At 63.3% G+C, this 25,425-nt stretch carries 22 protein-coding genes; 8 read left to right on the plus strand and 14 right to left on the minus strand.

Annotation, left to right across the window (positions count from 1 at the left end):
• Positions 1–5 precede the first annotated feature (5 nt).
• The 7 genes from NKI54_RS00620 to phnG all read right to left on the minus strand — a co-directional run bounded on the left by NKI54_RS00620 (position 6) and on the right by phnG (position 5,735).
• Complete coding sequence (locus tag NKI54_RS00620) at positions 6–623, minus strand: DapH/DapD/GlmU-related protein (protein ID WP_352633816.1); 618 nt, start codon at positions 621–623, stop codon at positions 6–8.
• Complete coding sequence (phnL, locus tag NKI54_RS00625) at positions 620–1,327, minus strand: phosphonate C-P lyase system protein PhnL (protein ID WP_352633814.1); 708 nt, start codon at positions 1,325–1,327, stop codon at positions 620–622. Before phnL ends, NKI54_RS00620 begins: the two co-directional genes overlap by 4 nt.
• Positions 1,328–1,553: 226 nt before the next feature.
• On the minus strand, positions 1,554–2,330 hold the full coding sequence (phnK, locus tag NKI54_RS00630) for a phosphonate C-P lyase system protein PhnK (RefSeq protein ID WP_352633812.1): 777 nt from the start codon (positions 2,328–2,330) through the stop codon (positions 1,554–1,556).
• Entirely contained in the window at positions 2,327–3,286 is a 960-nt protein-coding gene (locus tag NKI54_RS00635; RefSeq protein ID WP_352633810.1) for an alpha-D-ribose 1-methylphosphonate 5-phosphate C-P-lyase PhnJ, read from the minus strand. Before NKI54_RS00635 ends, phnK begins: the two co-directional genes overlap by 4 nt.
• A gap of 265 nt (positions 3,287–3,551) precedes the next feature.
• Positions 3,552–4,664 carry a carbon-phosphorus lyase complex subunit gene (locus tag NKI54_RS00640; protein WP_352633808.1) on the minus strand — a complete coding sequence of 371 codons (1,113 nt, stop codon included), beginning with the start codon at positions 4,662–4,664 and terminating at the stop codon, positions 3,552–3,554.
• A gap of 1 nt (position 4,665) precedes the next feature.
• Entirely contained in the window at positions 4,666–5,274 is a 609-nt protein-coding gene (phnH, locus tag NKI54_RS00645; protein ID WP_352633806.1) for a phosphonate C-P lyase system protein PhnH, read from the minus strand.
• Positions 5,274–5,735 carry a phosphonate C-P lyase system protein PhnG gene (gene phnG / locus NKI54_RS00650; protein WP_352613115.1) on the minus strand — a complete coding sequence of 154 codons (462 nt, stop codon included), beginning with the start codon at positions 5,733–5,735 and terminating at the stop codon, positions 5,274–5,276. The genes phnH and phnG overlap by 1 nt, the downstream gene beginning before the upstream one ends.
• A 135-nt stretch (positions 5,736–5,870) precedes the next feature.
• Between phnG and phnF the strand changes: the two genes are divergently transcribed.
• Entirely contained in the window at positions 5,871–6,614 is a 744-nt protein-coding gene (gene phnF / locus NKI54_RS00655) for a phosphonate metabolism transcriptional regulator PhnF (RefSeq protein ID WP_023675205.1), read from the plus strand.
• 18 nt (positions 6,615–6,632) lie between these two features.
• Here the strand turns inward: phnF and NKI54_RS00660 are convergent, their stop codons facing one another.
• The 5 genes from NKI54_RS00660 to NKI54_RS00680 form a co-directional block, all read right to left on the minus strand.
• Entirely contained in the window at positions 6,633–7,649 is a 1,017-nt protein-coding gene (locus NKI54_RS00660) for a zinc-binding alcohol dehydrogenase family protein (protein WP_023675206.1), read from the minus strand.
• 70 nt (positions 7,650–7,719) lie between these two features.
• Entirely contained in the window at positions 7,720–8,685 is a 966-nt protein-coding gene (locus tag NKI54_RS00665; protein WP_352448376.1) for an ABC transporter permease, read from the minus strand.
• Entirely contained in the window at positions 8,682–10,235 is a 1,554-nt protein-coding gene (locus NKI54_RS00670) for a sugar ABC transporter ATP-binding protein (RefSeq protein ID WP_352633803.1), read from the minus strand. Before NKI54_RS00670 ends, NKI54_RS00665 begins: the two co-directional genes overlap by 4 nt.
• A gap of 103 nt (positions 10,236–10,338) precedes the next feature.
• Entirely contained in the window at positions 10,339–11,334 is a 996-nt protein-coding gene (locus NKI54_RS00675; protein ID WP_023675208.1) for an ABC transporter substrate-binding protein, read from the minus strand.
• Positions 11,335–11,663: 329 nt separating this feature from the next.
• Positions 11,664–13,169, minus strand: a complete 1,506-nt coding sequence (locus tag NKI54_RS00680) for a UxaA family hydrolase (RefSeq protein ID WP_352577423.1) — start codon at positions 13,167–13,169, stop codon at positions 11,664–11,666.
• A 256-nt stretch (positions 13,170–13,425) separates the two neighbouring features.
• On the opposite strand from NKI54_RS00680, the gene NKI54_RS00685 reads away from it, so the two are divergent.
• From NKI54_RS00685 to NKI54_RS00715, 7 genes are all read left to right on the plus strand, one after another.
• Positions 13,426–14,328, plus strand: a complete 903-nt coding sequence (locus NKI54_RS00685; protein WP_352448373.1) for a GntR family transcriptional regulator — start codon at positions 13,426–13,428, stop codon at positions 14,326–14,328.
• A 119-nt stretch (positions 14,329–14,447) separates the two neighbouring features.
• Positions 14,448–14,804 carry a DUF2946 family protein gene (locus NKI54_RS00690; RefSeq protein WP_352577424.1) on the plus strand — a complete coding sequence of 119 codons (357 nt, stop codon included), beginning with the start codon at positions 14,448–14,450 and terminating at the stop codon, positions 14,802–14,804.
• A gap of 99 nt (positions 14,805–14,903) precedes the next feature.
• The gene (locus NKI54_RS00695) at positions 14,904–15,440 is read left to right on the plus strand and encodes a copper chaperone PCu(A)C (RefSeq protein WP_352690343.1); all 537 of its coding nucleotides are present in this window, start codon (positions 14,904–14,906) and stop codon (positions 15,438–15,440) included.
• A gap of 25 nt (positions 15,441–15,465) precedes the next feature.
• Positions 15,466–15,984 (plus strand): YcnI family copper-binding membrane protein, encoded by a 519-nt coding sequence (locus NKI54_RS00700; RefSeq protein ID WP_352456800.1) that lies wholly within the window; start codon positions 15,466–15,468, stop codon positions 15,982–15,984.
• A 56-nt stretch (positions 15,985–16,040) separates the two neighbouring features.
• On the plus strand, positions 16,041–17,666 hold the full coding sequence (locus NKI54_RS00705) for a copper resistance CopC/CopD family protein (protein WP_352690346.1): 1,626 nt from the start codon (positions 16,041–16,043) through the stop codon (positions 17,664–17,666).
• Between the two features lie 140 nt (positions 17,667–17,806).
• Positions 17,807–19,231 (plus strand): NADP-dependent phosphogluconate dehydrogenase, encoded by a 1,425-nt coding sequence (gene gnd / locus NKI54_RS00710; protein ID WP_352690349.1) that lies wholly within the window; start codon positions 17,807–17,809, stop codon positions 19,229–19,231.
• A gap of 187 nt (positions 19,232–19,418) precedes the next feature.
• On the plus strand, positions 19,419–19,649 hold the full coding sequence (locus NKI54_RS00715; RefSeq protein WP_095488311.1) for a hypothetical protein: 231 nt from the start codon (positions 19,419–19,421) through the stop codon (positions 19,647–19,649).
• 260 nt (positions 19,650–19,909) lie between these two features.
• Here the strand turns inward: NKI54_RS00715 and NKI54_RS00720 are convergent, their stop codons facing one another.
• Both NKI54_RS00720 and NKI54_RS00725 read right to left on the minus strand, forming a co-directional pair.
• A complete protein-coding gene (locus tag NKI54_RS00720; protein WP_352690352.1) occupies positions 19,910–22,297 on the minus strand; it encodes a hypothetical protein in 2,388 nt (795 codons plus the stop codon).
• On the minus strand, positions 22,221–25,289 hold the full coding sequence (locus tag NKI54_RS00725) for an NACHT domain-containing protein (RefSeq protein WP_352690353.1): 3,069 nt from the start codon (positions 25,287–25,289) through the stop codon (positions 22,221–22,223). Before NKI54_RS00725 ends, NKI54_RS00720 begins: the two co-directional genes overlap by 77 nt.
• Positions 25,290–25,425: the final 136 nt, after the last annotated feature.

Genomic DNA, 25,425 nt, shown 5'->3' on the forward strand with positions numbered 1-25,425 from the left:
GACCCTCAGCCGCCATATTTCTCCAGAAACGCCTCCGCCGACAATTCCCGAAAATCGTCGAGCGCGGCGCGCAGCCTTGCGTGGTCCCAGTCCCACCAGGCGAGCGCCTGGTAGCGCTCCGCGGTGCGGCGGTCGAAGCGTTCGCGGATCGGCTTGGCCGGTACGCCGGCGACGATGGTGTAGGGCGCGACGTCCTTCGACACCACCGCACCGGCACCGACCGCCGCGCCATCGCCGACGGTGACGCCCGGCAGGATGGTCGAGCCGTGGCCGAGCCAGGTGTCGTGGCCGATGGTGACGCGTTTGGCGCGGCGCTTGGCGAAGAATTCGCTCTCGTGCTCGGCGTCGTCCCAATAATCCGAGGCGCGATAGGTGAAATGGTGCAGCGTCGGCCGCCAGGTCGGATGGTTGGTAGCGTTGATGCGCACGCTTGCGGCGATGTTGGCGAATTTGCCGATCGTTGCGCACCAGACGCCGCAGTCCTGCATCATGTAGGAATAGTCGCCGAGCGTGCTTTCGGCAACCCGGCAGCGCTCGGCGATCTCGGTCCAGCGGCCAAGCGTCGAGTTCTCGACTTCCGCCGTCTCGTGGATCAGCGGCGCCTCCGACAGTTTCCTGGTCATGCGGCGATTTTCCCGGCGGCGAAGGCGGTCACGTCGATGACGCGATCGGCGACCGCCTCACGCACGTCGTGATCGTGGAAGATGCCGAGCAAAGCGACCCCCGCTGCCTTCTTGGCGGCGATCAGGGAAATCACCACATCGCGGTTCCTGGCGTCGAGCGAAGCGGTCGGCTCGTCGAGCAGCAGGATCGGGTGCTCGGTGATGAAGCCGCGCGCGATGTTGACGCGCTGCTGTTCACCGCCGGAGAACGTCGCCGGCGGCAGCGCCCAGAGCTTCTCCGGCAGGTTGAGCTGCGCCAGCAAGGCGCGTGCCTTGCCGTGCGCGACCTCGCGCTCCTCGCCGCGCTCGACCAGCGGTTCGGCCACGACATCGAGCGCAGAGACACGCGGCACGGTGCGCAGGAACTGGCTGACATAGCCGATGGTAAGCCGGCGCACGGCAAGCACGGTGCGCGGGCTGGCCGAGGCGAGATCGATGAGCCCGCCCTCGTGCTGGACGATGATCTGGCCTTCATCGGCGGCATAATTTCCGTAGAGCATTTTCAGGATCGAGCTCTTGCCGGCGCCGGACGGGCCGCCGAGCACGGCGCATTCGCCGGCCCTGATCGCGAACGAGACACCGGCGACCACCGGCAGTTTGATGCCGTCGCGCAGATGCATGGTGAAGCTCTTCGCGACATCGGAGACAACGAGCGGGGTTGCCATCAGAGGGTTCTCCAATCGTCATTCGTCTGCGGGCCAACACCCCCCTCTGGCCTGCCCTCTTTGCCAAAACTTGCCATCTCCCCCTCAAGGGGGGAGATTGGCAGTCGCATTCGGTTTCGCCATTCTCCTGTGTCGCAGAACGGGCGGGCCATAAAAGCTGCTGATCTCCCCCCTTGAGGGGGAGATGGCCGGCAGGCCAGAGGGGGGTACGCCGGAGCAATCATCGTCACACCTGCAGAATCGAGGAGACAAGCAACTGGGTATAAGGCGCGCGCGGATCGTCGAGGACGCGGTCGGTGAGGCCGCTTTCGACGACGCGGCCGTCCTTCATCACCATCATGCGCTGCGACAACAGCCGCGCCACGGCGAGATCGTGGGTGACGACGATGGCGGCCAGGCCGAGATCGGTGACCAGGCCGCGCAACAGATCGAGCAGGCGCGCCTGCACCGAGACGTCGAGGCCGCCGGTCGGCTCGTCCATGAACACCAGCCGCGGCCCGGTGACGAGGTTGCGGGCGATCTGCAGGCGCTGGCGCATGCCTCCGGAAAAGGCGCGCGGCTCGTCGTCGATGCGGTCTTCGTCGATCTCGACACGAGACAACCAGTCGAGCGCCGTTGCGCGGATCCTGCCATAGTGACGGTCGCCGACCGCCATCAGCCGCTCGCCGACATTGGCGCCGGCCGACACCGTCATGCGCAACCCGTCGGCCGGGTTCTGATGGACAAAACCCCAATCGGTGCGCATCAGGAAGCGGCGCTCGGCCTCGCTCATGCGGTAGAGTTCGCGAAACTGGCCGTCGCGCATCCGGTAGCTGGCGGTGCCGGAGCTGGGCAGCAGTCGAGTTGACAGGCAGTTGAGCAAAGTCGTCTTGCCGGAACCGGATTCGCCGACCACCGCCAGCACTTCGCCCGGCCACAGGTCAAAAGTGACGTTCTCGCAGCCGACGCGCGAGCCGTAGAATTTGGACAGCGCCGAAACGCGCAGCAGCGGTTCGTCGGTCATTGCTTCTCCTTACCCTCCCCCTCGTGGGGAGGGTCGGCGCGTAGCGCCGGGGTGGGGGGTGAGGCGGTGGCAGTACCCCCACCCGCGCCTTCGGCGCGACCTCCCCACAAGGGGGAGGTAGGGGCGTTGCGCCGCTTCTCGCAATAATCGGTATCGGAGCAGACGAACATGTGGCCGCCATGGTCGTCGAGGATGACCTCGTCGAGATAGACGTTCTCGGCCGCGCACAGCGCGCAGGGCTGGTCGAAGGTCTGCACCTCGAACGGATGGTCCTCGAAATCGAGGCTGACCACATCGGTGAACGGCGGCAGCGCATAGATGCGCTTTTCGCGGCCGGCGCCGAACAATTGCAGAGCCGGCGAACGGTGCATCTTCGGATTGTCGAATTTCGGCGTCGGCGAGGGATCCATCACATAGCGGCCCTCGACCTTGACCGGATAGGCATAGGTGGTGGCGATGCGGCCGTGCCTGGCGATGTCCTCGTAGAGCTTGACATGCATGAGGCCGTATTCCTCCAGCGCATGCATTTTGCGCGTTTCCGTTTCGCGCGGCTCGAGGAAGCGCAGCGGCTCGGGGATCGGCACCTGGTAGACCAGCACCTGGCCAGCACTGAGCGGATATTCAGGTATGCGGTGGCGGGTCTGGATGATGGTCGCCTTGGCCGTCTCGGTGGTGACCGCGACATTGGCCACTTTCTTGAAGAAGGCGCGGATCGAAACCGCATTGGTGGTGTCGTCGGCGCCCTGGTCGATGACCTTCAGCACATCGTCCGGGCCGATGATCGAAGCGGTGACCTGGACGCCGCCGGTGCCCCAACCATAGGGCATCGGCATTTCGCGCGAGGCGAACGGCACCTGATAGCCAGGAATGGCGATGCCCTTGAGGATCGCCCGACGGATCATCCGCTTGGTCTGTTCGTCAAGATAGGCGAAGTTGTAGGTGGCGATGTCGGTCATGGCGATCGCTTCCGCTCTGTGCTACCGAATTGAGTTCCAAGACACGGAAAAGGGGCTGGGCTCCGATGACCCCGACCGGATGGATGCGCCTCGGGATCCTGTTGCTGGTGTTCGTCGGGGTGGTTGCCTTTGTGCTTCGAAGAATGGTTCTTCCTGAGCCGAGGGAAGGCGCGCAAGGCGAGACCATTGGCGGCAGTAGCGGTTACGGCGGATCCGGAGGCCATTCCCCAGACGGGGGAGGTCACGGTGGTGGAGCTAACTGAAGTCATTCCGCTGCCTGCCTCTTCTCTTCGCCCCTGCCGGAATTTTCGCGGGCGTCGTGCTCGGTGCGCATGCGGCGCACGAGGTCGAGCTCGGCCTGGAAGTCGACATAATGCGGCAGCTTCAGATGCTCGACGAAGCCGGTCGCCTGGACATTGTCGGAATGCGAGATGACGAACTCCTCGTCCTGGGCGGCGGCGATGACATCCTCACCCAACTCCGAGGCGCGCAGCGCGCGGTCGCATAGTGCCATGGCCATCGCCTTGCGCTCGCTCTGGCCGAAGACGAGGCCGTAGCCGCGGGTGAATTGCGGCGGCGCCTTGGCCGAGCCCTTGAACTGGTTGACCATCTGGCATTCGGTGACGCGGATGCTGCCGAGCGGCACGGCAAAGGGCAGTTCCGGCACGTCCAGTTCCAGTTCGACCTCGCCGATGCGAACCTCGCCGACGAAGGGATGGTTGCGCGCGTAGCCGCGCTGGGTGGAATAGCCGAGCGCCAGCAGAAACCCCTCGTCGCCGCGCGACAGCGCCTGCAGGCGGATGTCGCGCGCCATCGGGAATTCGAGCGGCTCGCGGGTGATGTCGCCGGGGACATGATCCCCAGGCATGTCGCCGTCGGGCTCGATCAGGCCTTCGCGGGCGAGGATGGCCGAGACGCGCGGCATGGCTTCCGCCTCGCCTGCACGCTGCTCCGGCTCGGCGACATCGCCGCCGGCGGCAAGTTCGGGATCGAGCAGCCGGTGGGTGTAGTCGAAAGTCGGGCCGAGCAACTGGCCGCCGGGCAGGTCCTTGTAGGTCGCCGACACCCGCCGCTCGACCAGCATCGTGCCGGTGTCGATCGCCCTGGTGTAGCCGAAACGCGGCAGCGTGGTGCGATAGGCGCGAACCAGGAAGATCGCCTCGATAATGTCGCCGCGCGCCTGGACGATCGCCAATGCCGCCAGTTCCCTGTCGTAGAGCGAACCTTCGCTCATCACCCGGTCGACGCCGAGCGCCAGCTGCTCGACGATCTGGTCTAGACGAAGTGCCGGCACCGAACGGTCGCCGCGCCGGCGGTCGGCGAGCAATTTGTGAGCATTGCGAATGGCCGTCTCGCCACCCTTTACCGCCACATACATGCTACACCTCCATGATCTTGATGCGCGTCGTGCGCGGCAGGCAGGCAATTGCGTCGAACGTGGCGAGAATGATATCGACGCCACGCGGAAAACGCTGGTTGTTCTGCTTCCATTGCTCGACGAAATGGCGCGGCATTTGCGCCGGCGCGATCGTCGCCGTCTTCTCGATGCCCGGGCCTTCGAGCACCAGCGCAGCGCCGGAGATGAGATCGCCGACCTCGAGGATCAGCGTCGTGGAGCGATCGGGATAATCCTGGGTGCCTTGCGAAAACCCGTCGAGCGCCATCATCTCGGCCGGCGTGGCGATCAGCGCGAAATGCGCGTCGGCCGGGGTGTTGGCCAGCGGCGCGCCGGTATGGAAGCCAAGCCAGGATTTCACCGCCGACACCTGCAAAGCCGGGTCGAGCCAGAGCGGCGTGTCGTTGTCGCACAGCGCCAGCGCAACGGCGCCGGCGGTGGCCGACAGCGGCGCCGGTGGGTGGGCAAGGGCCGGCAAGGGCTGGACGCTGCCCGGCCGCGCCATCGCGTCCATCACGGCACGGAATACGGTCTGGGCATTGAATACCGGATCGGCGAAGCCGCCTTCAATGGATTGAGTGGCGATATCCATCAGTCTTCTCCGCGCACCATGGTGAAGAAATCGACCTTGGTCGCCGCCGTCTCGGCGCGGCGCTGTTCACGCGCCTTGGCCAGTGCCGCCTGCAAGGGCGCAACGATCCTGGTCTCGACCTCGTTGCGGTGGGCAGGATCCTGCCAGAGCGCGTCGGCGATTGCAGCCAGCCTTGCCTTCTGCTTGTCGCGGCCAAGCGCGTAGCAGTGGCCGACATGGCCGGACGCAAGCCGCACCGTGGCACGGGTGACCGTCGCCTCGCCGACATTGAAGGGCGCGCCGCCGCCGCCGATGCGGCCGCGTACCGTAACCAGGCCGGTTTCGGGGCCACGCAGAAGTTCCGCTTCGCAAGGCAGGCCGGCTTCGTCCCAGAGGCGGACGATGTCGTCGCCGGCCGATTGCGCCAGCGTCGCCATCACGGCCTTGCGCTCGGCCTGCTCTCGCGCTTCCCGTCCTCGCATGGCCGGTGCTCCTCGTCTGCGTTCATTTGTCTATTGATATAGACAACTATACAAATTATATCCATTATCTAGCGCGTGTCCATGACGGGCACGTGACACGGGCCAAAAGATCGGCGCGAGGAATTGGGGCGGGAGATGATCGGACAAGCCAACAGCATCGAGCGGCGCAGCGGTGTCGCGCTGTGGCGGCAGATCGCCGATCAGATCCTGCATTCGATTGCCGTCGGCGATTTTCCCGAAAATGCGGCGCTGCCGCCGGAGATCGCGTTGGCCGGACGCTATGGCGTCAACCGCCACACGGTGCGCAGCGCTATCGCAGCGCTGGTGCAGGAGGGCGTGCTCAGGGCGGAGCAAGGGCGCGGCACCTTCGTGCTGTCGCGCAAGCGGCTGTCTTATCCGATCGGCGCCCGCACCCGCTTTTCCGAGGGATTGCAAGGACAGGCGTCCGAGCGGCATATCACCTTGCTCGCGTCATCGATCGAGCCGGCCAACCGTCGTGTCGCAGAGGGCTTAGGCCTTGCGACGGGGGCCGATGTGATACGCCTGGAAACGCGCGGCGAAGCCGATGGAATGCCGGTGTCTCGTGCGGCCGGCTGGTTCGATGCCAGGCGCTTTGCCGGCATCGATGCCGCCATGGCGGAAACCGGTTCGATCACCGCATCGCTGGCACGTTTCGGCATCGACGACTATCTCAGGCAATCGACTGTGCTGTCGGCGCGCCATGCCGATGCCGCCGACCTTGCGGACCTCGAGCTGCAGCCCGGCGCCATCGTGCTGGTGACGGTCGCCGTCAACGTCACGCCCGACGGTCAGCCGATACAGTTTTCGGAGTCGCGCTTCCCGGCCGAGCGGATCGAGCTCAAATTGTCGGCGCTCTGAGATGCGGCAGCCCTGGCATCATCCGACTTGAATGACGGCCTTGATCAGGCCGGACTTCTCATGCGCCCAGCGGGCGAGGTCGTGCGGCGTCTCGCCAAGCGTGGTGCGGTGGGTGACCAGCTTTGTCAGCGGCAGCGCGCCGTTGCGGATCGAGGCGGCGACATGGTCGAAATCGGCACGCAGGGCGTTGCGGCTGCCGATCAGCATCATCTCGCGCTTGTGGAATTCGGGATCGGAAAAGGCGATGTCGTCCTTGACGACGCTAACCAGGACCAGCGCCCCGCCGTGCGCGACATGGGCGAAGGCCGACTGCACCGACCGGGTGTTGCCGGTGGCATCGAAAACCACGTCGAAGCCGTCGCCGCCGGTTGCTTCCCGCACCAGGTCGGCAGCAGCGCCCCGCGAGCCGTCGAGGGTCGCGAAGCCGAGTTCGCTTTCGGCGAAACCCAGCCTCTCCGCACTCATGTCGAGCAGCGTCACGTCGAGCCCGGCGATGCGGGCGAACAGCGCCGTGCCGAGCCCGATCGGGCCGGCACCAATGACCAGTGTGCGCGCACCTGGATCAGCGAGCGAGCGCCGCACGGCATGGGCGCCGATCGCCAGGAATTCGACGGCGGCGGCATCGGCCAGCGACAGGCCGTTTGCCGGATAAAGATTTTGCGCCGGCACCAGGATCTGCTCGCACATGGCGCCGTCGCGGTGGACGCCGAGCACCTCGATCCTGACGCAGCAATTCGGCTTGCCTTGCCGGCAGGCGATGCATTTGCCGCAGGCGAGATAGGGATTGACGATCACCGCTTCGCCGACGGCGAGATCGACGTCCTCACTAACCTCGATCACGGTGCCGGAAACCTCGTGGCCCATGATGCGGGGATAGGCGAGGAACGGGTGCTTGCCTTCGAAGATGTGATAGTCGGTGCCGCAGATGCCGACATGGCTGACGGCGACCAGCGCCCAGCCGGCGGGGGGCGCGCCAGGCGCCGGACGGTCTTCGAGGACAAGTTCGCCGGGCGAGCGGCAGACGACGGCTTTCATGCTTCAATCCAGTCGGTTCATGGCACCGCCGGCCCTGCTGTCGCGAGGCCGGCGGTTATTGGGAGGCAGTCTATTTGCCGCGGCGGCGCAGCCCGTCGAAATAGACGATGACGATGATCAGCACGCCGGTGATGATGCGCTGCCAGAAGGCGTTGACGTTGAGCAGATTGGCGCCGTTGTTGATGGTAGCAAGGATGAAGGCGCCGAGCAGCGGTCCGTGCACGGAGCCGACAGCGCCGAACAGCGAGGTGCCGCCGATCACCGAGGAGGCGATCGCCTGCAATTCCCAGCCCTCGGCCTGCGTCGGATTGCCGATGCCGATGCGCGAGGCAAGCAGCACGCCGACGAAGGCCGCACACAGGCCCGACAGCGTGTAGGCCATGTAGATGGTGCGCTGGACGTTGACGCCTGACAGGCGCGACGCCTCGGCGTTGGAGCCGACCGAGAACAGATAGCGGCCCCAGCGGCTGTGGTGCAGGAAGATGTAGGCTGGGATGCCGACCAGGATCACCATCCAGAACAGATTGGGGACGCCGGCGAAGGAACTGCGCGAGAACGTCTGGAAGGCGTCGTTGTTGATCGAGATCGAGTTGCCATTGGTCATCAACAGACCGATGCCGCGCAGCGAGGTCAGCGTTGCCAGGGTGATGATGAAGGGCGGCAGGCCCATCTTGACGATGCCGAACCCATGGAACATGCCGATGGCGACGCCGACCAGCAAGGTGATCAGGATGGCGAGGAAAACCGGTGTGCCGGCGTTGATCAGCATCGCGACGATGACGGTGGCGAAGCCGACCACGGCGCCGACGGAAAGGTCGATGCCGCCGGTGATGATGACGAAGGTCTGGCCGACCGCCAGGATGGCGATCATCGACCCTTGCCGTAACAGGTTGGAGATGTTGTTGGCGGAGGCGAAGCTCGGCGTCGCCACCGACAGGATGATCCATAAAAGAACCAGCAGCGCCAGCAGTGTCAGCCCGAACAGGGCGTTGTAGTTGCGTTTCGGCCTTTCGGCAGCGATCGCCTCGGTGCTCATATCTTCCCTCCCGGTCTTTCTTGTTTCTCGGCCAGCGCCTGGGTGAGGATCTCCTCGTGATCAGCGGTACGAAACCCATGCGTGGCCACCAGCTTGCCGCGCCGGAACACGTGCAGCGTGTCGGCGAGCTCATAGACCTCGGGCAGGTAGGACGAGATCAGGATGATGCCGGCTCCCTTGGACAACAGCGCGCCGAACAGGCGGTAGATCTCGGCCTTGGTGCCGACATCGACGCCGACAGTCGGCTCATCGAAGATGAATAGCTTGGCGCCGTGGGCGAGCCATTTGCCGATGACGATCTTCTGCTGGTTGCCGCCGGACAGGCTGGAGGCCAGCGCGCCGCGCGTCGGCGTCTTGATGCGCAGGTCGGCGATCTGGCGATCGGCTTGCGCCTTTTCCTGCGCGCGGGAGATCAGCAGATTGCTCGAGATGCGCTTGTAGATCGGCAGATTGAGGTTGAGTCCGACCGGCAGGTTGAGGCAGAGGCCCTGGTCGCGGCGGCTTTCCGGGGCCAGCGCCATGCCGAGCCTGATCGCGTCATGTTCGGAATTGACCTTGACCTCCTTGCCCTCCCACAGGATCTGGCCGGCCGATTTGCGGTGCCGGCCATAGAGCGTGGTGACGAACTCGCTGCGCCCGGCGCCGATCAGGCCATAGAGGCCGACGATCTCGCCGGCACGGACGGACATCGAGACATTTTCGAAACCCTTGCCGGACAGGTTCCTGGTTTCGACGATGGTCGCGCCGGGGGTGAAATGCTCCTTGTGGTAGACCTGCTCGATCGAGCGGTTGATCATCATCTTGACCAGCTCGGCGTCATTGGTCTCGGCAATGTTCCTGGTGCCGACCAGCGTGCCGTCGCGCAGCACCGAGACGCGGTCGGCGAGATCGAACACTTCTTCCATGCGATGGCTGATGTAGATGATGGTGACGCCTTCGCCCTTCAGCCGGCGGATCAGCGTGAACAGCTGGTCGGCCTCCTTGCGGGTAAGATAGGCGGTCGGCTCGTCGAAGATCAGGAATTTGGTGCCGCGCACGGTGGCGCGGGCGGCGGCGATCAACTGCTGCTGGCCGATGGTCAGGTCACCCAGCATGACATGCGCCGGCAGGTCGAAGCCGAGATCGTCGATGATCTTCTGCGCCTGCCTGATCATCGCCCGCTGCTGCAGGATGCCGAAGCGGGAATCCTCTTCGCCGAGGAACATGTTGGCGGCGACGGTGAGATGGCGGCACAGGACGACTTCCTGATGCACGGCATTGATGCCGAGCGCCATCGCCTCATGCGGCGTTGCCAATGCGGCAGGCTTGCCCTCCCAGATGACGTCGCCGGAGGTGCGCGGCATGACGCCGGTAAGAAGCTTGATCAGGGTGGATTTGCCGGCGCCGTTCTCGCCAACGATGGCGTGGATCTCGCCGGCCTTGAAGGCGAGATCGACCGGCTTCAGCGCATGGGTGCCGGGATAGCGCTTTTCCAGCCCGCGGAGTTCGAGGATGGTCCTGCCCGGTTCCAGCGTTGGGGCCGGATGGAGTTCCTGCGCCGTCGACATCATGACAATCCTCCCAGATTGGCCCCCAAAGATTGGCCTCGCGATTGGCACGAGTGGGATGTTTCCGGGGCGAAAGGCCCCGGAAACAGTTCACTTGCGGCTATGCTCAGTCGAGCTTCGGGTTGAGCAGCGCGTCGATCTTCGGATCCTTCATGTTGGCCTTGGTAACCAAATTGGCGCCGGTATCGACATTGGCCTCGACCTTCTCGCCCTTCGAGGCGGCGAGCGCCGTCTTGATGCCGTCATAGCCCATCCGGTACGGATCCTGAACGACGAGAGCCGAAATGACGCCGTCATTGAGGAACTTGATCAGCTTCTCGTCGCTGTCGAAACCGACCAGCCCGACCTTGCCGGCAAGACTGTTCTCGGCGATCGCCTGACCGACGCCCTGCGCCATGATCAGGTTGGAGGCGAAGATGCCCTTGAGGTTGGGGTTGGCGGTGATCAGGTCGGTGGCGATGTTGAGGCCGGTGGTGGCCTGGCCGTCGGCGTATTTGTCGGCGACCAGCTTGAGGCCCGGATATTTGGCAGCGAGCTGTTCCTTAAAACCCTGGGCGCGCTGTTCGAGCGAGCCGGCGCCCGGAAGAGCGGTGATCAGGGCGACGTCGCCCTCGACCTTGCCGCCATTGGCTTCGCCGATGGCTGCGGCAAGGCCGTCAGCGGCAACGCGGCCGCCCTGGATGTTGTCGGTGGTCAGGAACGAGGTGAAGGCCTTGGAGTCGGCGCCGGAGTCGATACCGATGATCTTGACCTTGGTGGCGGCCTCGTCGATCGGCTTGCCGAGCGCCTTGGCTTCGGTCGGCGCAATGACGACGGCCGCCGGGTTGCCGGCGACGGCATTTTCAAGGATCGAAATCTGGCCGTTGACGTCGGTCTCGGCCTGGGCGCCGAGCTCCGGCACGTTGACGCCGAGATCCTTGCCGGCCTTGCGGGCGCCGGCCAGAACGATCTGCCAGTAGAAGGACGTGGTGTCCTTGACGATGATCGGAATGGTCGCGTCGGCCGCGGATGCCGGGGCCGAGTGCATCACGCCGGCAAGCATCGAGGCGGCTGCGAGTGCCACGAAGGCGCGGCGATTGAGAATGCTGGTCACGAATTTCATTAGGAGTCCTCCCTAAGTCGCCCGGTGAATGTTACGGAAGCTCCATTCGGATGGCGCGGCCCAAACGGAACTTTATCAATAAAAAACATTTACCGCATTTTGATAGTGCATCACCTCGGTCGGCGCAAGCGATGTTTGATGGCCGCTCGAATGGCTGGGCGGGAAAGCTTGCTCCCTCGGAACTCCGCTGCCAATCTCCTCCAATATGTCGCATGGAATATTAATTCCATCATCCAGTCAATATGGAATGTTCATTCTTTTTCGGGAGCGTTGGAACTGTGACGCCTGGCGATCACGTCCGGTGTTCGCGACTATTGCGCATGTCCGGCTTAGAGCGTCGCTCCGAGATGCCAAGGCACGAACTCGTTGTCGCCGTAGCCGAACTCTTCGCTCTTGGTCTTGCGGCCCGAAGCCGTCTCCACGATCAGTTCGAAGATCTCGCGGCCCATGCCGGCGATGGTCTTTTCGCCCGAGGCGATGACGCCGCAATTCACGTCCATGTCCTCTTCCATCGTGTGATACATGGTCGAGTTGCTGGCGACCTTAATCGACGGCGTCGGCCGGCAGCCGAAGCAGGAGCCGCGGCCTGTGGTGAAGACGATGACGTTGGCGCCGCCCGCCACCTGGCCGGTGGCCGAGACCGGGTCGTAGCCGGGCGTGTCCATGAACACCAGCCCGTGCCCGGTGACTTTTTCGGCATAGCCGAAGACGCCGTTGAGCGGCGTCTGGCCGCCCTTGGCGACCGCGCCGAGCGACTTTTCCAGGATGGTGGTCAGGCCGCCGCGCTTGTTGCCCGGCGAGGGGTTGTTGTCGATGGAAGCGCCATGTTTGGCGACATGGTCTTCCCACCATTTCACGTAACCGTCGAGCTTGGCGGCGATCTCGGGGGTGGCGGCGCGATAGGCGAGCAGGTGCTCGGCGCCGTAGATCTCCGTTGTCTCGGAGAGGATGCCGACACCGCCGACGCCGGCCAAAATGTCGACCGCGGCACCCAGCGCCGGATTGGCGGTAATGCCGGACATACCGTCGGAGCCGCCGCATTGCAGGCCGACGACGATCTCGCTGACCGGGATCGGCTCACGCTGAAGCTTGCCGACCTCCTCGGCGATCTCGGCCAGCACGACCAACGCCTTCTCGACCGATTTGCGCGAGCCGCCGGCTTCCTGGATGTTGAAATGACGTTTTCCCGCGGCAACGCCCTTCTGGCCGTAGAGGGTGAGCTGGTTGACCTCGCAGCCGAGCCCGACCATCAGCACACCACCAAAATTCGGATGACGGGCGTAGCCGGCCAGCGTGCGATGCAGCACCATCATGCCGTCGCCGGTGGCGCTCATGCCGCAGCCCTGGCCGTGGACGATCGGGACGAAGCCGTCGATGCCGGGATATTGCGGCAGAAGCGTGCGGTTCGCCGCGTCAGCGATGGCGTGGCAGACGGTGGCCGAGCAATTGACGCTGGCGAGAATGCCGATGAAGTTGCGCGTGCCGGCGCGGCCGTCGGCGCGGCGGTAGCCCATGAAGGTGCGGGCGCGGTCGGCCTCAGTCGCATGCACTGCCTCGCTCGGCGGCACCACCGGCAAACGCCCGCTTTCGAAGACCAGATTGTGCGAATGGACATGCTCGCCGGGCGCGATGTCTTGCGTGGCGCGGCCGATCGCCTGGGCGTATTTGACCACGGCCTCGCCGGCCGCAATCGGCTTGATCGCCACTTTGTGGCCCGGCTCGATCACTGCGGCGGCGACGGCGCCGCCCGGCAGCACGGTGCCGATCTCGATGCGGCCATTGGCGACCGCGACATTGTCGGCGGGAGACAGAAGAATGCTGTTTGCGGCGTTCACGGGAGCTTCCTGGGTGTGTTCCTGGGTGCGCGAGCGGATTGACACGCGGCTCTTAACATATAATGTCTTTTATCGTGAAAAAACATTTTTGCGTCAATTGTTTTTTCGCCAGAGCGCGACGCGTCTTTTGGATGCGAGAAGTAGGCTCTACAACCAAAACTAGCGTTGCGCATGATGTTTTCCGAAAAGGTACCGGTTTCATGCGCGAGAAACGCTTCACACTGGCCGCAAACGCAGATGCGCCACGGGGCAGGGGATGTCGAAGAGCAACAACGTTTACAAGGACGCCTATAATCGCGGTCTGAGGCTGCTCGACGAAACCAGGAGCCTGCCTTCGGAGCCGGAGCTGGGTACGCTGCTCGGCGTCAGCCGCACGACGGTCCGCACTATCCTTGCGCGCATGGAAGAAACCGGGCTGATCGACTGGAACAAGCGCAGCAAGACGGTCCTGCGCGAACCGCGACCGGACGATTTCTTCCCCGAGGAAGAAACCGACACGCTGGCCGAGATCATCGAGCGCTCCTTCATGCGGCGGCTGCTTGCCAGCGGTGCCGAAGCCGGCATGCAGATCAACGAGCTCGAACTGGCGCGCGAAATCGGCGTCGGCACCACCAGCGTGCGCGAATTCCTGATCCGCTTCTCGCGCTTTGGGCTGATCGAGAAGCGCCGCAACAGCCACTGGGTGCTGAAAGGCTTTACCCGCGCCTTCGCGCTGGAGCTGACCGAAATCCGCGAGATGTTCGAACTGCGCTCGGCCGCAGCCTTTGCCGCTCTGCCCGAGGACAGCCCGGTGTGGGCCGACCTCGACCGCCTGGAAGACGAGCATCACCGGCTGGAGCGCGAGATCGCCGTGCGCTTCAACGAATTCTCCGAGCTTGACGAGCGCTTTCACCGGCTGATCCATCGGGCGTCGCACAACCGCTTCATCGTCGATTTCTACGACGTCATCGCCATGATCTTCCACTACCACTACCAGTGGAACAAGGCGCAGGAGCGCGAGCGCAACGAAGTCGCGGTCCAGGAGCATCTCGCCTATATCGCCGCGCTCAAATCGCGCGATCTCGCCAAGGTCGACGCCGCCTGCCGCAAGCACCTGAAATCGGCCCGCCACACGCTGCTGACGTCCATTCCCGAGGGCAGGCAGCCGCAACGCGCGTGATTGTGTTGCGTTGCCGCAGCAACGTTTTGGCGATTTTCCGGCCGCCGGCTCCGTGCTAGAGAGCTGACGTTGCTGCGTGAAGAGGCTGGTTCTTGACCATACGCCGGAGACGATGGAGCATGCCGGTCGCGTTCGCCGCGGCGTGGCTTTTCGTGCTCCAGTCGATGTTCGGCGCGTTTGCTTCCGGCGGCGAGCCGAACGCCTCGCAATTCGATGCTTTCGGCAACACGATCTGCACCCATGACGGTGCGGCGCAACTCCCCGCCGGCGATCCGCATCAGCAGCACATGCCGGCTTGCTGCATGCTTGGCTGCAATCTCGTTTCGGCGGTCTATGCGCCGCTGGATGCAGCCGGGAGCCTGGCTCGCAGCCTTTCCGTCGAAACCATCGCCTTTATCCTGCCGGCCTTCCGGCATCGCGATTTCGCCCGCGCCCGCACTCCGTCCAATCCGCGCGCACCACCGGCGACGGCCTGATCCGTTCTGGTTCGCGCCGCGCAACGCTTTGCCGGCGCGTTTATCGACATCATTCGCGACCGGCCATCGGCGCGATCCCCTAAAGCCCACGGAGCAATCATGTCTCACTCTTTTCGCGCTGCCGCATCCAGCCGCAGGCGCTTCTCACTGGGTAGTTTCGAGCAGCGTCTCGGCGTCGCCCTCTGCGTTCTTGCCCTCCTGTTCGCCAGCGCCCAGACGGTGTTGGCGCACGAGTTCAAGCTTGGCGATCTCGAGATCGGGCACCCCTGGTCGCGGGCCACGCCAGCCGGCGCCAAGGTGGCCGGCGGCTACTTCACCATCACCAACACAGGCAGTGCGGCGGATCGCCTGCTGTCGATCACCTCCGACATTTCGGCCAAGGCCGAACTGCACGAGATGGGCGTCAGCAATGGCGTGATGACGATGCGGCCGGTCACCGGCGGCCTCGAAATCCCGGCTGGCGGCAAGGTCGCATTGGCGCCCAACGGTTATCATTTGATGTTCATGGATTTGAAGCGGCAGCCCAAGGAGGGCGAAACGTTCTCCGCCACGCTGACTTTCGAAAAAGCCGGGCCCGTGCAGATTGAATTCGCCGTGCAAGGCATCGGCAGCCCGGCGCCCCAGGACGACGACTGACTTGGCCGCTTCGAGAGGTACCATCATGAAGAAATCTCTTTTGCCCGGCTGCGTGCTTCTTGTCCTCGGGACCAGCGCGGCCTTTGCCCACATCACGCTCGAAACGCCGGAGGCGGCGGTGGGCTCGACCTACAAGGCGGTTCTTCGGGTGCCGCATGGCTGCGAGGGCAAGGCGACGACCGCGCTGCGCGTGCAGATCCCGGAAGGGGTGCTTTCGGTCAAACCGATGCCGAAGCCGGGTTGGACACTGCAGGTCAAGAACGGCAAATACGAAAAGTCCTACCAGCTCTACGGCCAGGCAGTGACCAGCGGCGTCAAGGAGATCGACTGGAGCGCCGGCAGCCTGCCGGACGAGTTCTACGACGAATTCGTCTTTCGCGCGACGCTGGCGTCCGACCTGCCGGCAGGCCAGACGCTGCATTTCCCGGTGGTGCAGGAATGTGACGGGGTTGCCGATCGCTGGATCGAAATTCCGGCGGCCGGGCAGGCTGAGGACGCGCTGGAATTTCCGGCGCCCGGCCTCAAGCTGCTGCCGAAGAAGTGATCCTTACGCGGCGCGCTCTATCCGAAAAAGCGCGCCGCTGTCTTTGTGGCGGTGACATGAGCGCGGCATCCATCCTGCGAACGGCCTGCACAACCGGCCGGCTTGCCATCGGCCTGCTGGCTGCGATTGTGCTGCTTGCCACCATTGTCGCGCCAAACGCAGCCTTCGCCCATGCGGCGCTGATCAAGGCCGAGCCGGCTGACGGTGCGGTGCTGGCGCAGAGCCCGTCGCAGATGTCGCTGACCTTCAGCGAGCCGGTTTCGCCGCTGGTGCTGACGCTGGTGCGGCCCGACGGCACGTCGATCCCGCTGACCTCCTTCCGGCTCAGCGGCCAGACCGTCGAGATCGACAATCCGCAGGCGCTGACGTCGGGCACGCATGTGCTGAGCTGGCGGGTAATCTCCGCCGACGGGCATCCGGTCGGCGGCTCGGTGCTGTTCTCGGTCGGTGCGCCGAGTGCTGCGCCGGCCGCCTCCGAAGCTGTCGACCGGGAGCTTCGAACGGCGATCTGGATCGGCAAGGTTTTTCTATACATCGGCCTGTTTTTCGGCGTCGGCGGTGCCTTTGCGCAGGCCTGGCTGGCGCAAGGCGGTCGATCCGGCCAGAACATGATCGTCGCTGCGATCCTGTGCGGGCTGGCCGCCGCACTCTTGTCGCTCGGCTTCCAGGGGCTGGATGCACTCGGCGCGCCGCTTACCCGGCTGGCGCAACCGGTCATCTGGCAGACCGGGCTTGGCACCAGCTTCGGCTGGACGGTGCTGATCGGGCTGATGGCGCTCGGCCTTGGCCTGTTATCGCTGGTCGTGCCGCCCGCCGACGCAAAGCCGCTGGCCTTGGCCGGACTGGTTGGCGTTGGCGCAGCACTTGCCGCCAGCGGGCATGCCAGTGCCGCCGAGCCGCAATGGCTGACCCGGCCGATGGTGTTTCTGCACGCCACTGGTATCGCGATTTGGTCCGGAGCGCTGACGCCGCTCGGTCTAGCCTTGAAACGGCAGCCGGCCGAAGCCGGGCCGTTGCTGCGCCGGTTTTCGCAAGCGATCCTGCCCGTCGTGGTCGGGCTTGCGGCAGCCGGCATCGTGCTCGCCGTCATCCAGGTGAAAACGCCGTCGGCGCTGGTCCATACCGCTTATGGCCGGCTGCTGCTGCTCAAGCTGGTGCTGCTCGTCTTTCTGTTCACGCTCGCCGCCGTCAACCGCTTCAAGCTTACGGTCCCCGCCGAGGCGGGAAAGACGGTAGTCCAGAGGCGACTGGCCCGCTCGATCGGCATCGAGGTGCTGATCGTGGTCGCGATCTTCGGCATCGCCGCCGGTTGGCGCTTCACGCCGCCACCGCGCGCGCTGGCGATCGCCGCCGCACAGCCGGCATCGGTGCATATCCACACGCTGCAAGCGATGGCCGATCTCAGCATTGTGCCCGGCCATACCGGGCCTGTTGCCGCTTCGATCTTCATCATGACCGGCGATTTCGGCCCGCTCGACGCCAAGCAGGTGACGCTGGTCCTGTCAAAGCCCGATTCCGGTGTCGAGCCGATAAAACGCCCGGCGACGAAGCTTGGCGACGGCACCTGGCGCGTCGACGATCTCGTCATTCCAGTCGCCGGCCGGTGGACGGCGCGGCTCGATATCCTGGTCTCGGATTTCGAGATGGTGAAGATAGAGGCGCCGATCGACATCAGGCCCTGAGGACAAGCTGGCGGTCTGCAACACAATTCGGCGAGGCGGTTGACGCGGCCTTGAAGGCCCGTCAATCATCGTCATCAAGAATGGGCGTCCAACCCAATCGCGGGCTCAAACCAACAAGATCCGAAAGCAGGGAAGAAACGATGGAAAAAGCCGAAATAGGCCTGATCGGCCTTGGCACGATGGGCTCCAACCTGGCGCTCAATATCGCCGAGAAGGGGCACCGCATCGCAGTCTTCAACCGCACCGCGGCGCGCACCGATGCCTTTGTCGAAAATGCCGGCGCGCTTCGGGATAGGGTGGTGCCCTGCTACAGCCTCGAAGAACTGGCCGCCGCGATCCGGCCGCCGCGGCCGATCATCATCATGGTGCTGGCCGGCAAGCCGGTCGACGAGCAGATCGCGGCATTGCGCGGCGTGCTGTCGGCCAACGACATCGTCATCGACGCCGGCAATGCCAATTTCCGCGATACGATGCGGCGCTTCTCCGAGCTTACCGATTCGGGCCTGACCTTCATCGGCATGGGCGTGTCCGGCGGCGAGGAGGGCGCACGCCACGGTCCCTCTATCATGGTCGGCGGCACCGAAGAGTCCTGGAAGCGCGTCGAAAAGGTGCTGACCGCGATCTCGGCCAAGTTCAAGGGCGAGCCTTGCGCGGCGTGGCTTGGCACCGACGGCGCCGGCCATTTCGTCAAGACCATCCACAACGGCATCGAATATGCCGACATGCAGATGATCGCCGAGATCTACGGCATCTTGCGCGACGGGCTCGGCATGGGGCCGAAAGAGATCGCTGAGGTGTTTTCCCAGTGGAACACGGGCAGGCTCAATTCGTACCTGATCGAGATCACCGCCAAGGTGCTGGCCGCCGACGATCCCAAGACCGGCAAACCGGTGGTCGACATCATCCTCGACCGCGCCGGCCAGAAAGGCACCGGCAAATGGTCGGTGATCGAGGCGCAGCAGCTAGGCATCCCGGCCACCGCGATCGAGGCGGCTGTGGCGGCACGCGTACTGTCGTCGATCAAGGACGAGCGGCTTGCCGCCGAAAAGGTCTATGCCGGCGGCGTGAGCAAGATTTCCGGAGACAGGGACGCCCTGCTCGCCGATCTCGAGCTGGCTCTGTTTGCTGGCAAGATCGCCGCCTACGCGCAAGGATTCGCGGTGATGAGCGGCGCGTCGAAGGAATTCAACTGGAACCTGCCGATGCCGGTCATCGCCAAGATATGGCGGGCCGGCTGCATTATCCGCTCGCAATTGCTGGATACGATGGCGGAGGCCTTCGGCGGCGGCGGTGCAGCCACCAACCTGTTGATGGCGCCGGCTTTCGTCTCATTGATGCAGGAGGCACATCCGTCGCTTCGCCGTGTCGTCGCAAGGGCGGCCGAAGCCGGCTCGCCGGTGCCGGCCCTGTCATCTGCACTTGCCTATTTCGACAGTTACCGGCAGGGCCGGGGCACCTCGAACCTGATCCAGGCGCAGCGCGATTTCTTCGGCGCGCACGGCTTCGAGCGCATCGATGGGCAGGGCGCTTTCCATGGGCCCTGGGGGAGCGGAGCGGGCGGCTAGCGCCGCGACTTGGACCTAGAGTCCAATTTTGCGGTTGTCAGAAGGCAGATATCTCCAGCCACCAACTGGGTGTCGGTTCGCGCCAGGAACCTGCTATGCCGGTAGAGACGATTGACGGCCTCATCGGTATCGGCGGAGCCGCGAATCTGTGGTAAGCCGCCGCTCAACCAACCAAAGGACGACACCTGTGAGCGAACCGACCGTGGCCCAGGCGACCGAAAGTATCTATGCATCGCTCCGGGCGGACAATGCCGACATCGACGCACATATCGCGACCCTTAAAGCGGCGCTGACACGAGAAGGGATAAAACAGGCGGTGTTCGATCCGACCAAGTTGGCGCAGAACAACCGCTCGGGGCGCAAGTTGATGCAGGCCTATTTTCGGCAGCGCGGCGTGAGCGTGAGGTTTTCGGACTAGTAGAGCCGCGCGCGGGTGATCTCAAGCGTGCCGTTTCTCGGGCCGGTCCGGCGGTTCGCCATCTGGACGTCGGGACTGCGCCTCATGGCGGCCGTTAAGTATGTCCCTATAGCCTCCCCATAAGCGGACATCCAAACGCACCGCTGAAGCGGCATCTAGGAGCCAAAGGCATGGAGTTGCCAGCTCGTCGCCACATTGGCTGCTGCTCAAAACTTCGAGAATGCTCGGTATTTCTTACCACGTGGAGAAACGAGAGGCGACTAGCCAATTGTTATCGGATCCGAGGATCGGGCCTGCACTCCCTTGAATGCCTCGGTTTGTTCAAGTCCAGCGCTTCTCCGATCGCCAAGGTCGATCAACGCGTCGAGAATCCGCAGCAGCCCCTGAGCCTGATCGGGCCGCAGTGGGAAATTGGCGTCGGCGAGCCGTTGCACCGCCGCTGCCGTTCGCGCCGGAAGGCTGGTCCCCACCCAGTTCCCCTTTGCGTTGTCCAATTTTGCGAGTGCCGCGCTGACCTGTTCGATGAAATGGTCGAGCGGGTACGCGGTCCCGGCGCGCTGACATAGTAGCAGAAACTTCGACATGACGAAGGTTGACCATCCCGTGGCCATCACCAAGCTAGTGACCGTCGGCATGAGCAGACCGATCTCGGACCAATCGCCATTTACGAAGCGGGCGGCTCCGGTAGCCCGTTCGACATTGACCATTAGGAGGGCCTCGATGAGCTTCTGCATATCGTGACCGGAGACTTCTCCTGCACGGTATCCGCCCGGCCGAAACGTGCTGTCGGCGATTACGTGATCGACGCAGAGCCGCAGCAACTCAAAAGTACCGGCGGGTATCGTTGCAGCGTCCAGAACGTGGCGCGTGACCAACCTGTCAGTGAATGCGGCGATAACATCAAGTTCGTCGTCATCGTGGTTCTGCAAGAAGGGCGCAAGAAGCTCCTTCACGAGGGCAAGATCGAAGAATGGTGCTGCACGCACCAATACATCGCCCAGCGCATCGTTCCAGCCAAGCAGATCGGTGGTACGGTCGCGCCGCCTTCCCGTGCTTCCCGGCGGGTTCATGCGCAGCACCGTCCAGTTGACGAGGCTTCGAATCAACGCAAGCACGAGCGGCTTTATCTCATCTGAAGCACACCACTTCTCGATCGGAAAATTCTCGAGGTGTTTCTTGGCCCGTTGCGGATCAAACAGCGGATCAGGTTCGGTCCATCTGCCGTCATTGTCAGCATCATCGTCGTCGTCCGAAGCTGACGCCAACTTTACCCAAGCGGGCGGCAACGGAGCAAAAGGTTCAAACTTCTTTGACTTGAGTCCCCTGAGGGCTCGATCAATCACCGTTTTCACTGCCTTTTTTGCCGCACGGCTGTCCCGCTCGCCGTCCTGACTTATCGCCGGTCGGTAGAAGCGCGCCCTTTCCAGCGCAAGTTGAGCCGCGACCCACGACACATGGGCATCGGGGTCGGCAAGTAGCGCTGTCAAGGTGAAGTCTGCAGCCTCCTCGTGCGGGTGAGCCACCATCCAGACCAATCGTCGCGCAGGCTCGAGATCAGACGGATTGGTGCGCCGCAGGTGAAGCAATGCGAAGATCAATTGCAGCACAGGATGCCAAGCGATTTTCGAGCCGTAGAAAAATCCCGCAGGCTCCTTCATCCCCTCGATCCGCGCCAGTACATTCATCGCCCATTTGTAGTCGTCGGACGCGGCGTCGCCGAAACAGATGACACATGCAGCGACGGCCGCGACCACGCTTTGGGCCGTATGGGCTTCGACATCCAAGCGCTCCGCAAAGAGCGTCGGGTGGTCCAGCGGGCGAGCAAGCGCGACCGCATCGGCCAACGTCTTGTCGGGAGCGAGCGCGAAAGCGCGCAATGATTTCATCGCCCACGCCAGGATGCTATTTTGCTGCAAATACACGCCCGCTGCCTCGCCGCGCTGAATAGTCTCGGGGGAAAGCGGGGCATGATAGGCAACTATGATCTGTTCATCGGGCGTGCGATATCCTTGATAATTTTCGACGATGGCAAGCTCCGCATATTCTTCCGCCTGCTTGGTGAGAGCCGCCTTCGCTGCCGGATTTGAGCGCTGCTCCTCCAGCTCGTAGGGGAGATCAGTCAAAAAATCGGCCAATGCCTGCCTAAACCGTTCGGTGAGCGCATCGTCGCCATTCACCGCGAACTGCATGGCGAGCTGCTTCACGTCGCGGAACCGGCTCAGCCGCTTATCCAGGTAGTCCTGGGCGACCTTCTTGTCGCCGGTTAGCTGATTAATCAGTCCCAGTCCAAACAGGTCGATGTTTCGCGTCGGTTCTTGGCGCACACGCGCAGTATCGAAAGGCCAAAGACGTTGGCATGCCACTAGAGCAAGAGTGACTTCGGATATATGAAGCGTCTCCAACGCCAAGCGAAGCGCTAGGCCCAGGGCGGCGATCGCCTCGTTGCCCTGCACGATTAGCTGGATCATCTCGTCAACGGGTCGGCCGCTTTCGATTTGATGGAAGGCCCAATAGCTCATGGCCAGAAAGGCGCATTCAAGCGGCTGCGCACCGAGCTGGCCAAGCTGCCAATTATAAGCGGTCCAATCGCCCCAAAACTGCTGCTCGCCCCATGGAAAGACAATTGTCACCGGAATCGGGGTGACCATGTTGATGACGGGTGATGTTTGCGATCTGTCGCCAGCCGGTCGTTGCGTGGTTGGAGAGATCCCGAACCAGTTCGAGTGCAACTTCCGGCTTCTTGGCGAAGAGGCTGGCGAAGGGCTCATGCGCCGCTGAGACCGGATAGTAGAAGTTGTGATGTCGGTCGATCCCGATTTCCTCACGACCATAGCCATCATAGCTGTGCGGGATATGGAAGTACGGATGTTCTAACGCCTGCCTTTCATTGTCAGTGCGCTCGCTTTCCGGCTTGTTCCGGATTCGTTTTATCCGCTCGACCCTTTCCCGCTGTTCGCGCTTCTCGCGGTCAATGTGATCCTGCGGCAGCTCCTGCTGCAGCTCTGCCTTGGTGACGGCCGCCAATCGTTCGGGCGACACCTCCGCCATCATCCAGGCAAGCGCCATAAAATCCGAATACTCCTCGCCGCGCATTCGCTCGTTGGTCAACGCCCGGTCGAAAAGCGCTTTGGCGTATTCAGGAAACGCGCGCGCGGCCCGAAGGACGACGATCCGCAGCGCCGTGGCAAACTGCTTTTGCGCGTCGCGGCCAAGCTCGTCCCACGGGCCGCGCTCGAATACCAGTCTGTCCGAATAAGCAGCTTTCTCAAATTCGATCAGCCAGTCGGCGCAGGTGGCGACGATCGCTTTCGACCGCGCCGTACGGAAATCCGAAAGGGCGTTCTGCCAAACGGAGAATACTTCGACAACCCTGGGGAGGAGCCTGACGGGTAGTTTAGCTGCGAGCGGCAGGAGCCAGTCAAGAAAACGCCCCCAGCTTGTGAAGTCAGAGGGCCAACTCAGGAGCTCGGCAAGACCCACCTGATCGAGCCCTGATTGACCCGGCGAGGCTTGGGCAAGGACAATCGGGCTCGGAATTGTGTGTTGGGCTTGGAACCAGACCAAGAGCTTTTCGAGCAACGCATAGTCGTTGGCCGTCACAAGTTCAGCGAATTCCTTCTGTCTATTGACGAATGCGCTTGTAAACGGTGGTGCGGTTAGCCATTCCCGACGCCATTGGGGCCGAAGCGTCGATCCATCGAGGGCGGCGTAGCTGGCCGACCACTTGCCCGGCTCGGCGATAGAATGCTGGGCCAAAAGGCCGACAACGCGGCCGAGTAGCGGGGGCTCGCCAGCCTTCGCCAGCCCTTCGATCCACGTGTCGCCAAGGTCGATGAGAAGGCGGAAGAACGTCCACTCAAAGAATATGTCGTGCGTAAACGAATATGAGGCGTCGCCATTGTTTCCACGCACAAGCAGGTCGCTCTTCATCGCCGCGATGTGCTCGAACGTGGGTGGTGCCAGCGAGCGGGCCGCGACGTTCTTCCCAAGGTTGGCGACTCCTTTTTCCGCGATATCGAGCAGCGCGCGTTGCCGCTGCGGCACGACCTCCACCGGGGCATCGTGTCCTGCTCGGGCCCACCAAGCGTTGATGAGATCGACCTCTGTCTGGGGTTCGGTCGTCCCATCGCTAAAGTTGCGGGCAAGCACCGCAGCGAAGAACGGACGCCGCGCAATCGCCTTCACTGACGGCGTGCCCATCAAAAGGTGACGAAGACCAGGTTTTTCCTTCGCCAGGGCCTCAGCTTCGTCGTCGTTGAACGGCTCGACCTGAAAGTCACCAATCTGAGTGCCGCTATAGAAGCTTGCTGGAAACCAAGCGCGATATGTTTCAAGACCTTGGTCGCGTGATGTGGCCAGAACCCGCCAGTTGCTGAGGCCAGGGTTAGATTCGATCACATTAAGTATGTCGAGAATGATCCGCTTTTGGTCGGGGTTGATGCGATCAATTCCATCAATGTAGAGCGTAGCCGTGCCGGTTGCGCTGATCTCTGCGAGGAGGTCATCAAGCTTTCGATGTCTGAGGCCCAGCGCTGCCGCAAACTCCACCCAGCTCTTCCCGGTCAGCCGGTCCGACTTCAGGAATAGGATCGGCCCGCGCTGCCCGGCCTCTGTGGCTACCCGTTTGAGCATGACAGATTTGCCGCACCCCGGGAGGCCGCTGATGTTCACGACACGGCTGACGCCAAGGCGCTCACATACGTCTTGTTGAAGAGCAGCCCGGTCAACCTCGAATCCGTCGATGGTCTCGGCAATTTCGTTGAGACCATCAGTGGAGAACTGAACAAGGGTGTCGATGTCGTCGCGGAAGCTCGGCGAAACCTTGAGCCGGACGACCCCGCGAAGTTGCGCGAGCAGGGTAGCGCGGGTCCATTTACGGGCTGTGCCGGCGCCATCGCGAACAATGCGGCAGAGGCGATCAAAAAGCAGAACCTCCTGCCCATCCTCGTTGCTCGCAACAAGCTCTTGAAGACGGTTTGTGATCTCCGCCCAAACGATGCCGGTCTCGTCGAGGCCGTTAAGTCGAGCGGCAACAAACTGTCGGTAGAAATTCCATTCGTCCTCGGCGCTGCTCGCCCTGACTAGCGGGGCCAGTTCGTCCCGAAGAGCACGTTCGGCGGCTGCGGCTGCGCCATCTTCCGCAAAGCGCCGATCAAAATCCGCAGGGGTGGGGCTACTTACGGCCCAACGGATGAGGCGGTTGAGCGACCGATGTCCTGCCTCAGCTACATTCTCAACGACGTAACCGCAAACGTCGCGATCGGCGTGAAAATTTGGAGTCTGCCGGGTCTCTCGCGCCCGGTTGAGGACGTCGCGGAAATCCTTGTTGGTAGCGGCCCCGCTCACCGTGATCGTTGACTTCACTTGAAGACCCAGGCTTCTTGGGCCGTCAGTATCTCGAAACTCGACAATAAGGTCATCCATCGGCTGGCCGTGGCCCGCCTGCTGGACTGCAACGCTGCTTACACTGCCGTGCTGAAGCATCGCCTTCTCACCGCGGAGAAGAGCCGCCAAATAATAGGCGACCACCTTGTCTTCGTAGGTGAAGCCAGCGCCACCGGTCAGTTCGGTGGATGTTGCCTGCTTTTTCTCCAGCGCTCCCTGCTGAGGAGCCTGTTTGTTCTTTGCCGATTTAGTCAAATCTGCCTCTAATCAAATCGTCAGCACTCGTCCGAGCCTGAAATGCGAGGGCCACACCCAACGAGCGCAATCCAAATTGGAGTAGAGTCTAGCCTGGCGCGAACAATGAAGGAACGGGTCTCGTGCTAGTGGTGCT

The organism is Mesorhizobium sp. M0663 (genome assembly GCF_040320585.1).
In the GTDB taxonomy this organism is placed as follows: domain Bacteria; phylum Pseudomonadota; class Alphaproteobacteria; order Rhizobiales; family Rhizobiaceae; genus Mesorhizobium.

Bases quoted from the DNA above. Each gene is read 5' to 3' on its own strand.
- NKI54_RS00700 (WP_352456800.1), top strand. From the start codon at position 15,466: ATGAAGAAATCTCTTTTGCCCGGCTGCGTGCTTCTTGTCCTCGGGACC.
- NKI54_RS00685 (WP_352448373.1), top strand. From the start codon at position 13,426: ATGTCGAAGAGCAACAACGTTTACAAGGACGCCTATAATCGCGGTCTG.
- NKI54_RS00640 (WP_352633808.1), bottom strand. From the start codon at position 4,664: ATGTATGTGGCGGTAAAGGGTGGCGAGACGGCCATTCGCAATGCTCAC.
- phnF (WP_023675205.1), top strand. From the start codon at position 5,871: ATGATCGGACAAGCCAACAGCATCGAGCGGCGCAGCGGTGTCGCGCTG.
- gnd (WP_352690349.1), top strand. From the start codon at position 17,807: ATGGAAAAAGCCGAAATAGGCCTGATCGGCCTTGGCACGATGGGCTCC.
- phnK (WP_352633812.1), bottom strand. From the start codon at position 2,330: ATGACCGACGAACCGCTGCTGCGCGTTTCGGCGCTGTCCAAATTCTAC.
- NKI54_RS00665 (WP_352448376.1), bottom strand. From the start codon at position 8,685: ATGAGCACCGAGGCGATCGCTGCCGAAAGGCCGAAACGCAACTACAAC.
- NKI54_RS00670 (WP_352633803.1), bottom strand. From the start codon at position 10,235: ATGATGTCGACGGCGCAGGAACTCCATCCGGCCCCAACGCTGGAACCG.
- phnH (WP_352633806.1), bottom strand. From the start codon at position 5,274: ATGGATATCGCCACTCAATCCATTGAAGGCGGCTTCGCCGATCCGGTA.
- NKI54_RS00690 (WP_352577424.1), top strand. From the start codon at position 14,448: ATGCCGGTCGCGTTCGCCGCGGCGTGGCTTTTCGTGCTCCAGTCGATG.
- NKI54_RS00635 (WP_352633810.1), bottom strand. From the start codon at position 3,286: ATGACCGACATCGCCACCTACAACTTCGCCTATCTTGACGAACAGACC.
- phnL (WP_352633814.1), bottom strand. From the start codon at position 1,327: ATGGCAACCCCGCTCGTTGTCTCCGATGTCGCGAAGAGCTTCACCATG.
- NKI54_RS00675 (WP_023675208.1), bottom strand. From the start codon at position 11,334: ATGAAATTCGTGACCAGCATTCTCAATCGCCGCGCCTTCGTGGCACTC.
- phnG (WP_352613115.1), bottom strand. From the start codon at position 5,735: ATGCGAGGACGGGAAGCGCGAGAGCAGGCCGAGCGCAAGGCCGTGATG.
- NKI54_RS00695 (WP_352690343.1), top strand. From the start codon at position 14,904: ATGTCTCACTCTTTTCGCGCTGCCGCATCCAGCCGCAGGCGCTTCTCA.
- NKI54_RS00720 (WP_352690352.1), bottom strand. From the start codon at position 22,297: ATGGTCACCCCGATTCCGGTGACAATTGTCTTTCCATGGGGCGAGCAG.
- NKI54_RS00705 (WP_352690346.1), top strand. From the start codon at position 16,041: ATGAGCGCGGCATCCATCCTGCGAACGGCCTGCACAACCGGCCGGCTT.
- NKI54_RS00660 (WP_023675206.1), bottom strand. From the start codon at position 7,649: ATGAAAGCCGTCGTCTGCCGCTCGCCCGGCGAACTTGTCCTCGAAGAC.
- NKI54_RS00620 (WP_352633816.1), bottom strand. From the start codon at position 623: ATGACCAGGAAACTGTCGGAGGCGCCGCTGATCCACGAGACGGCGGAA.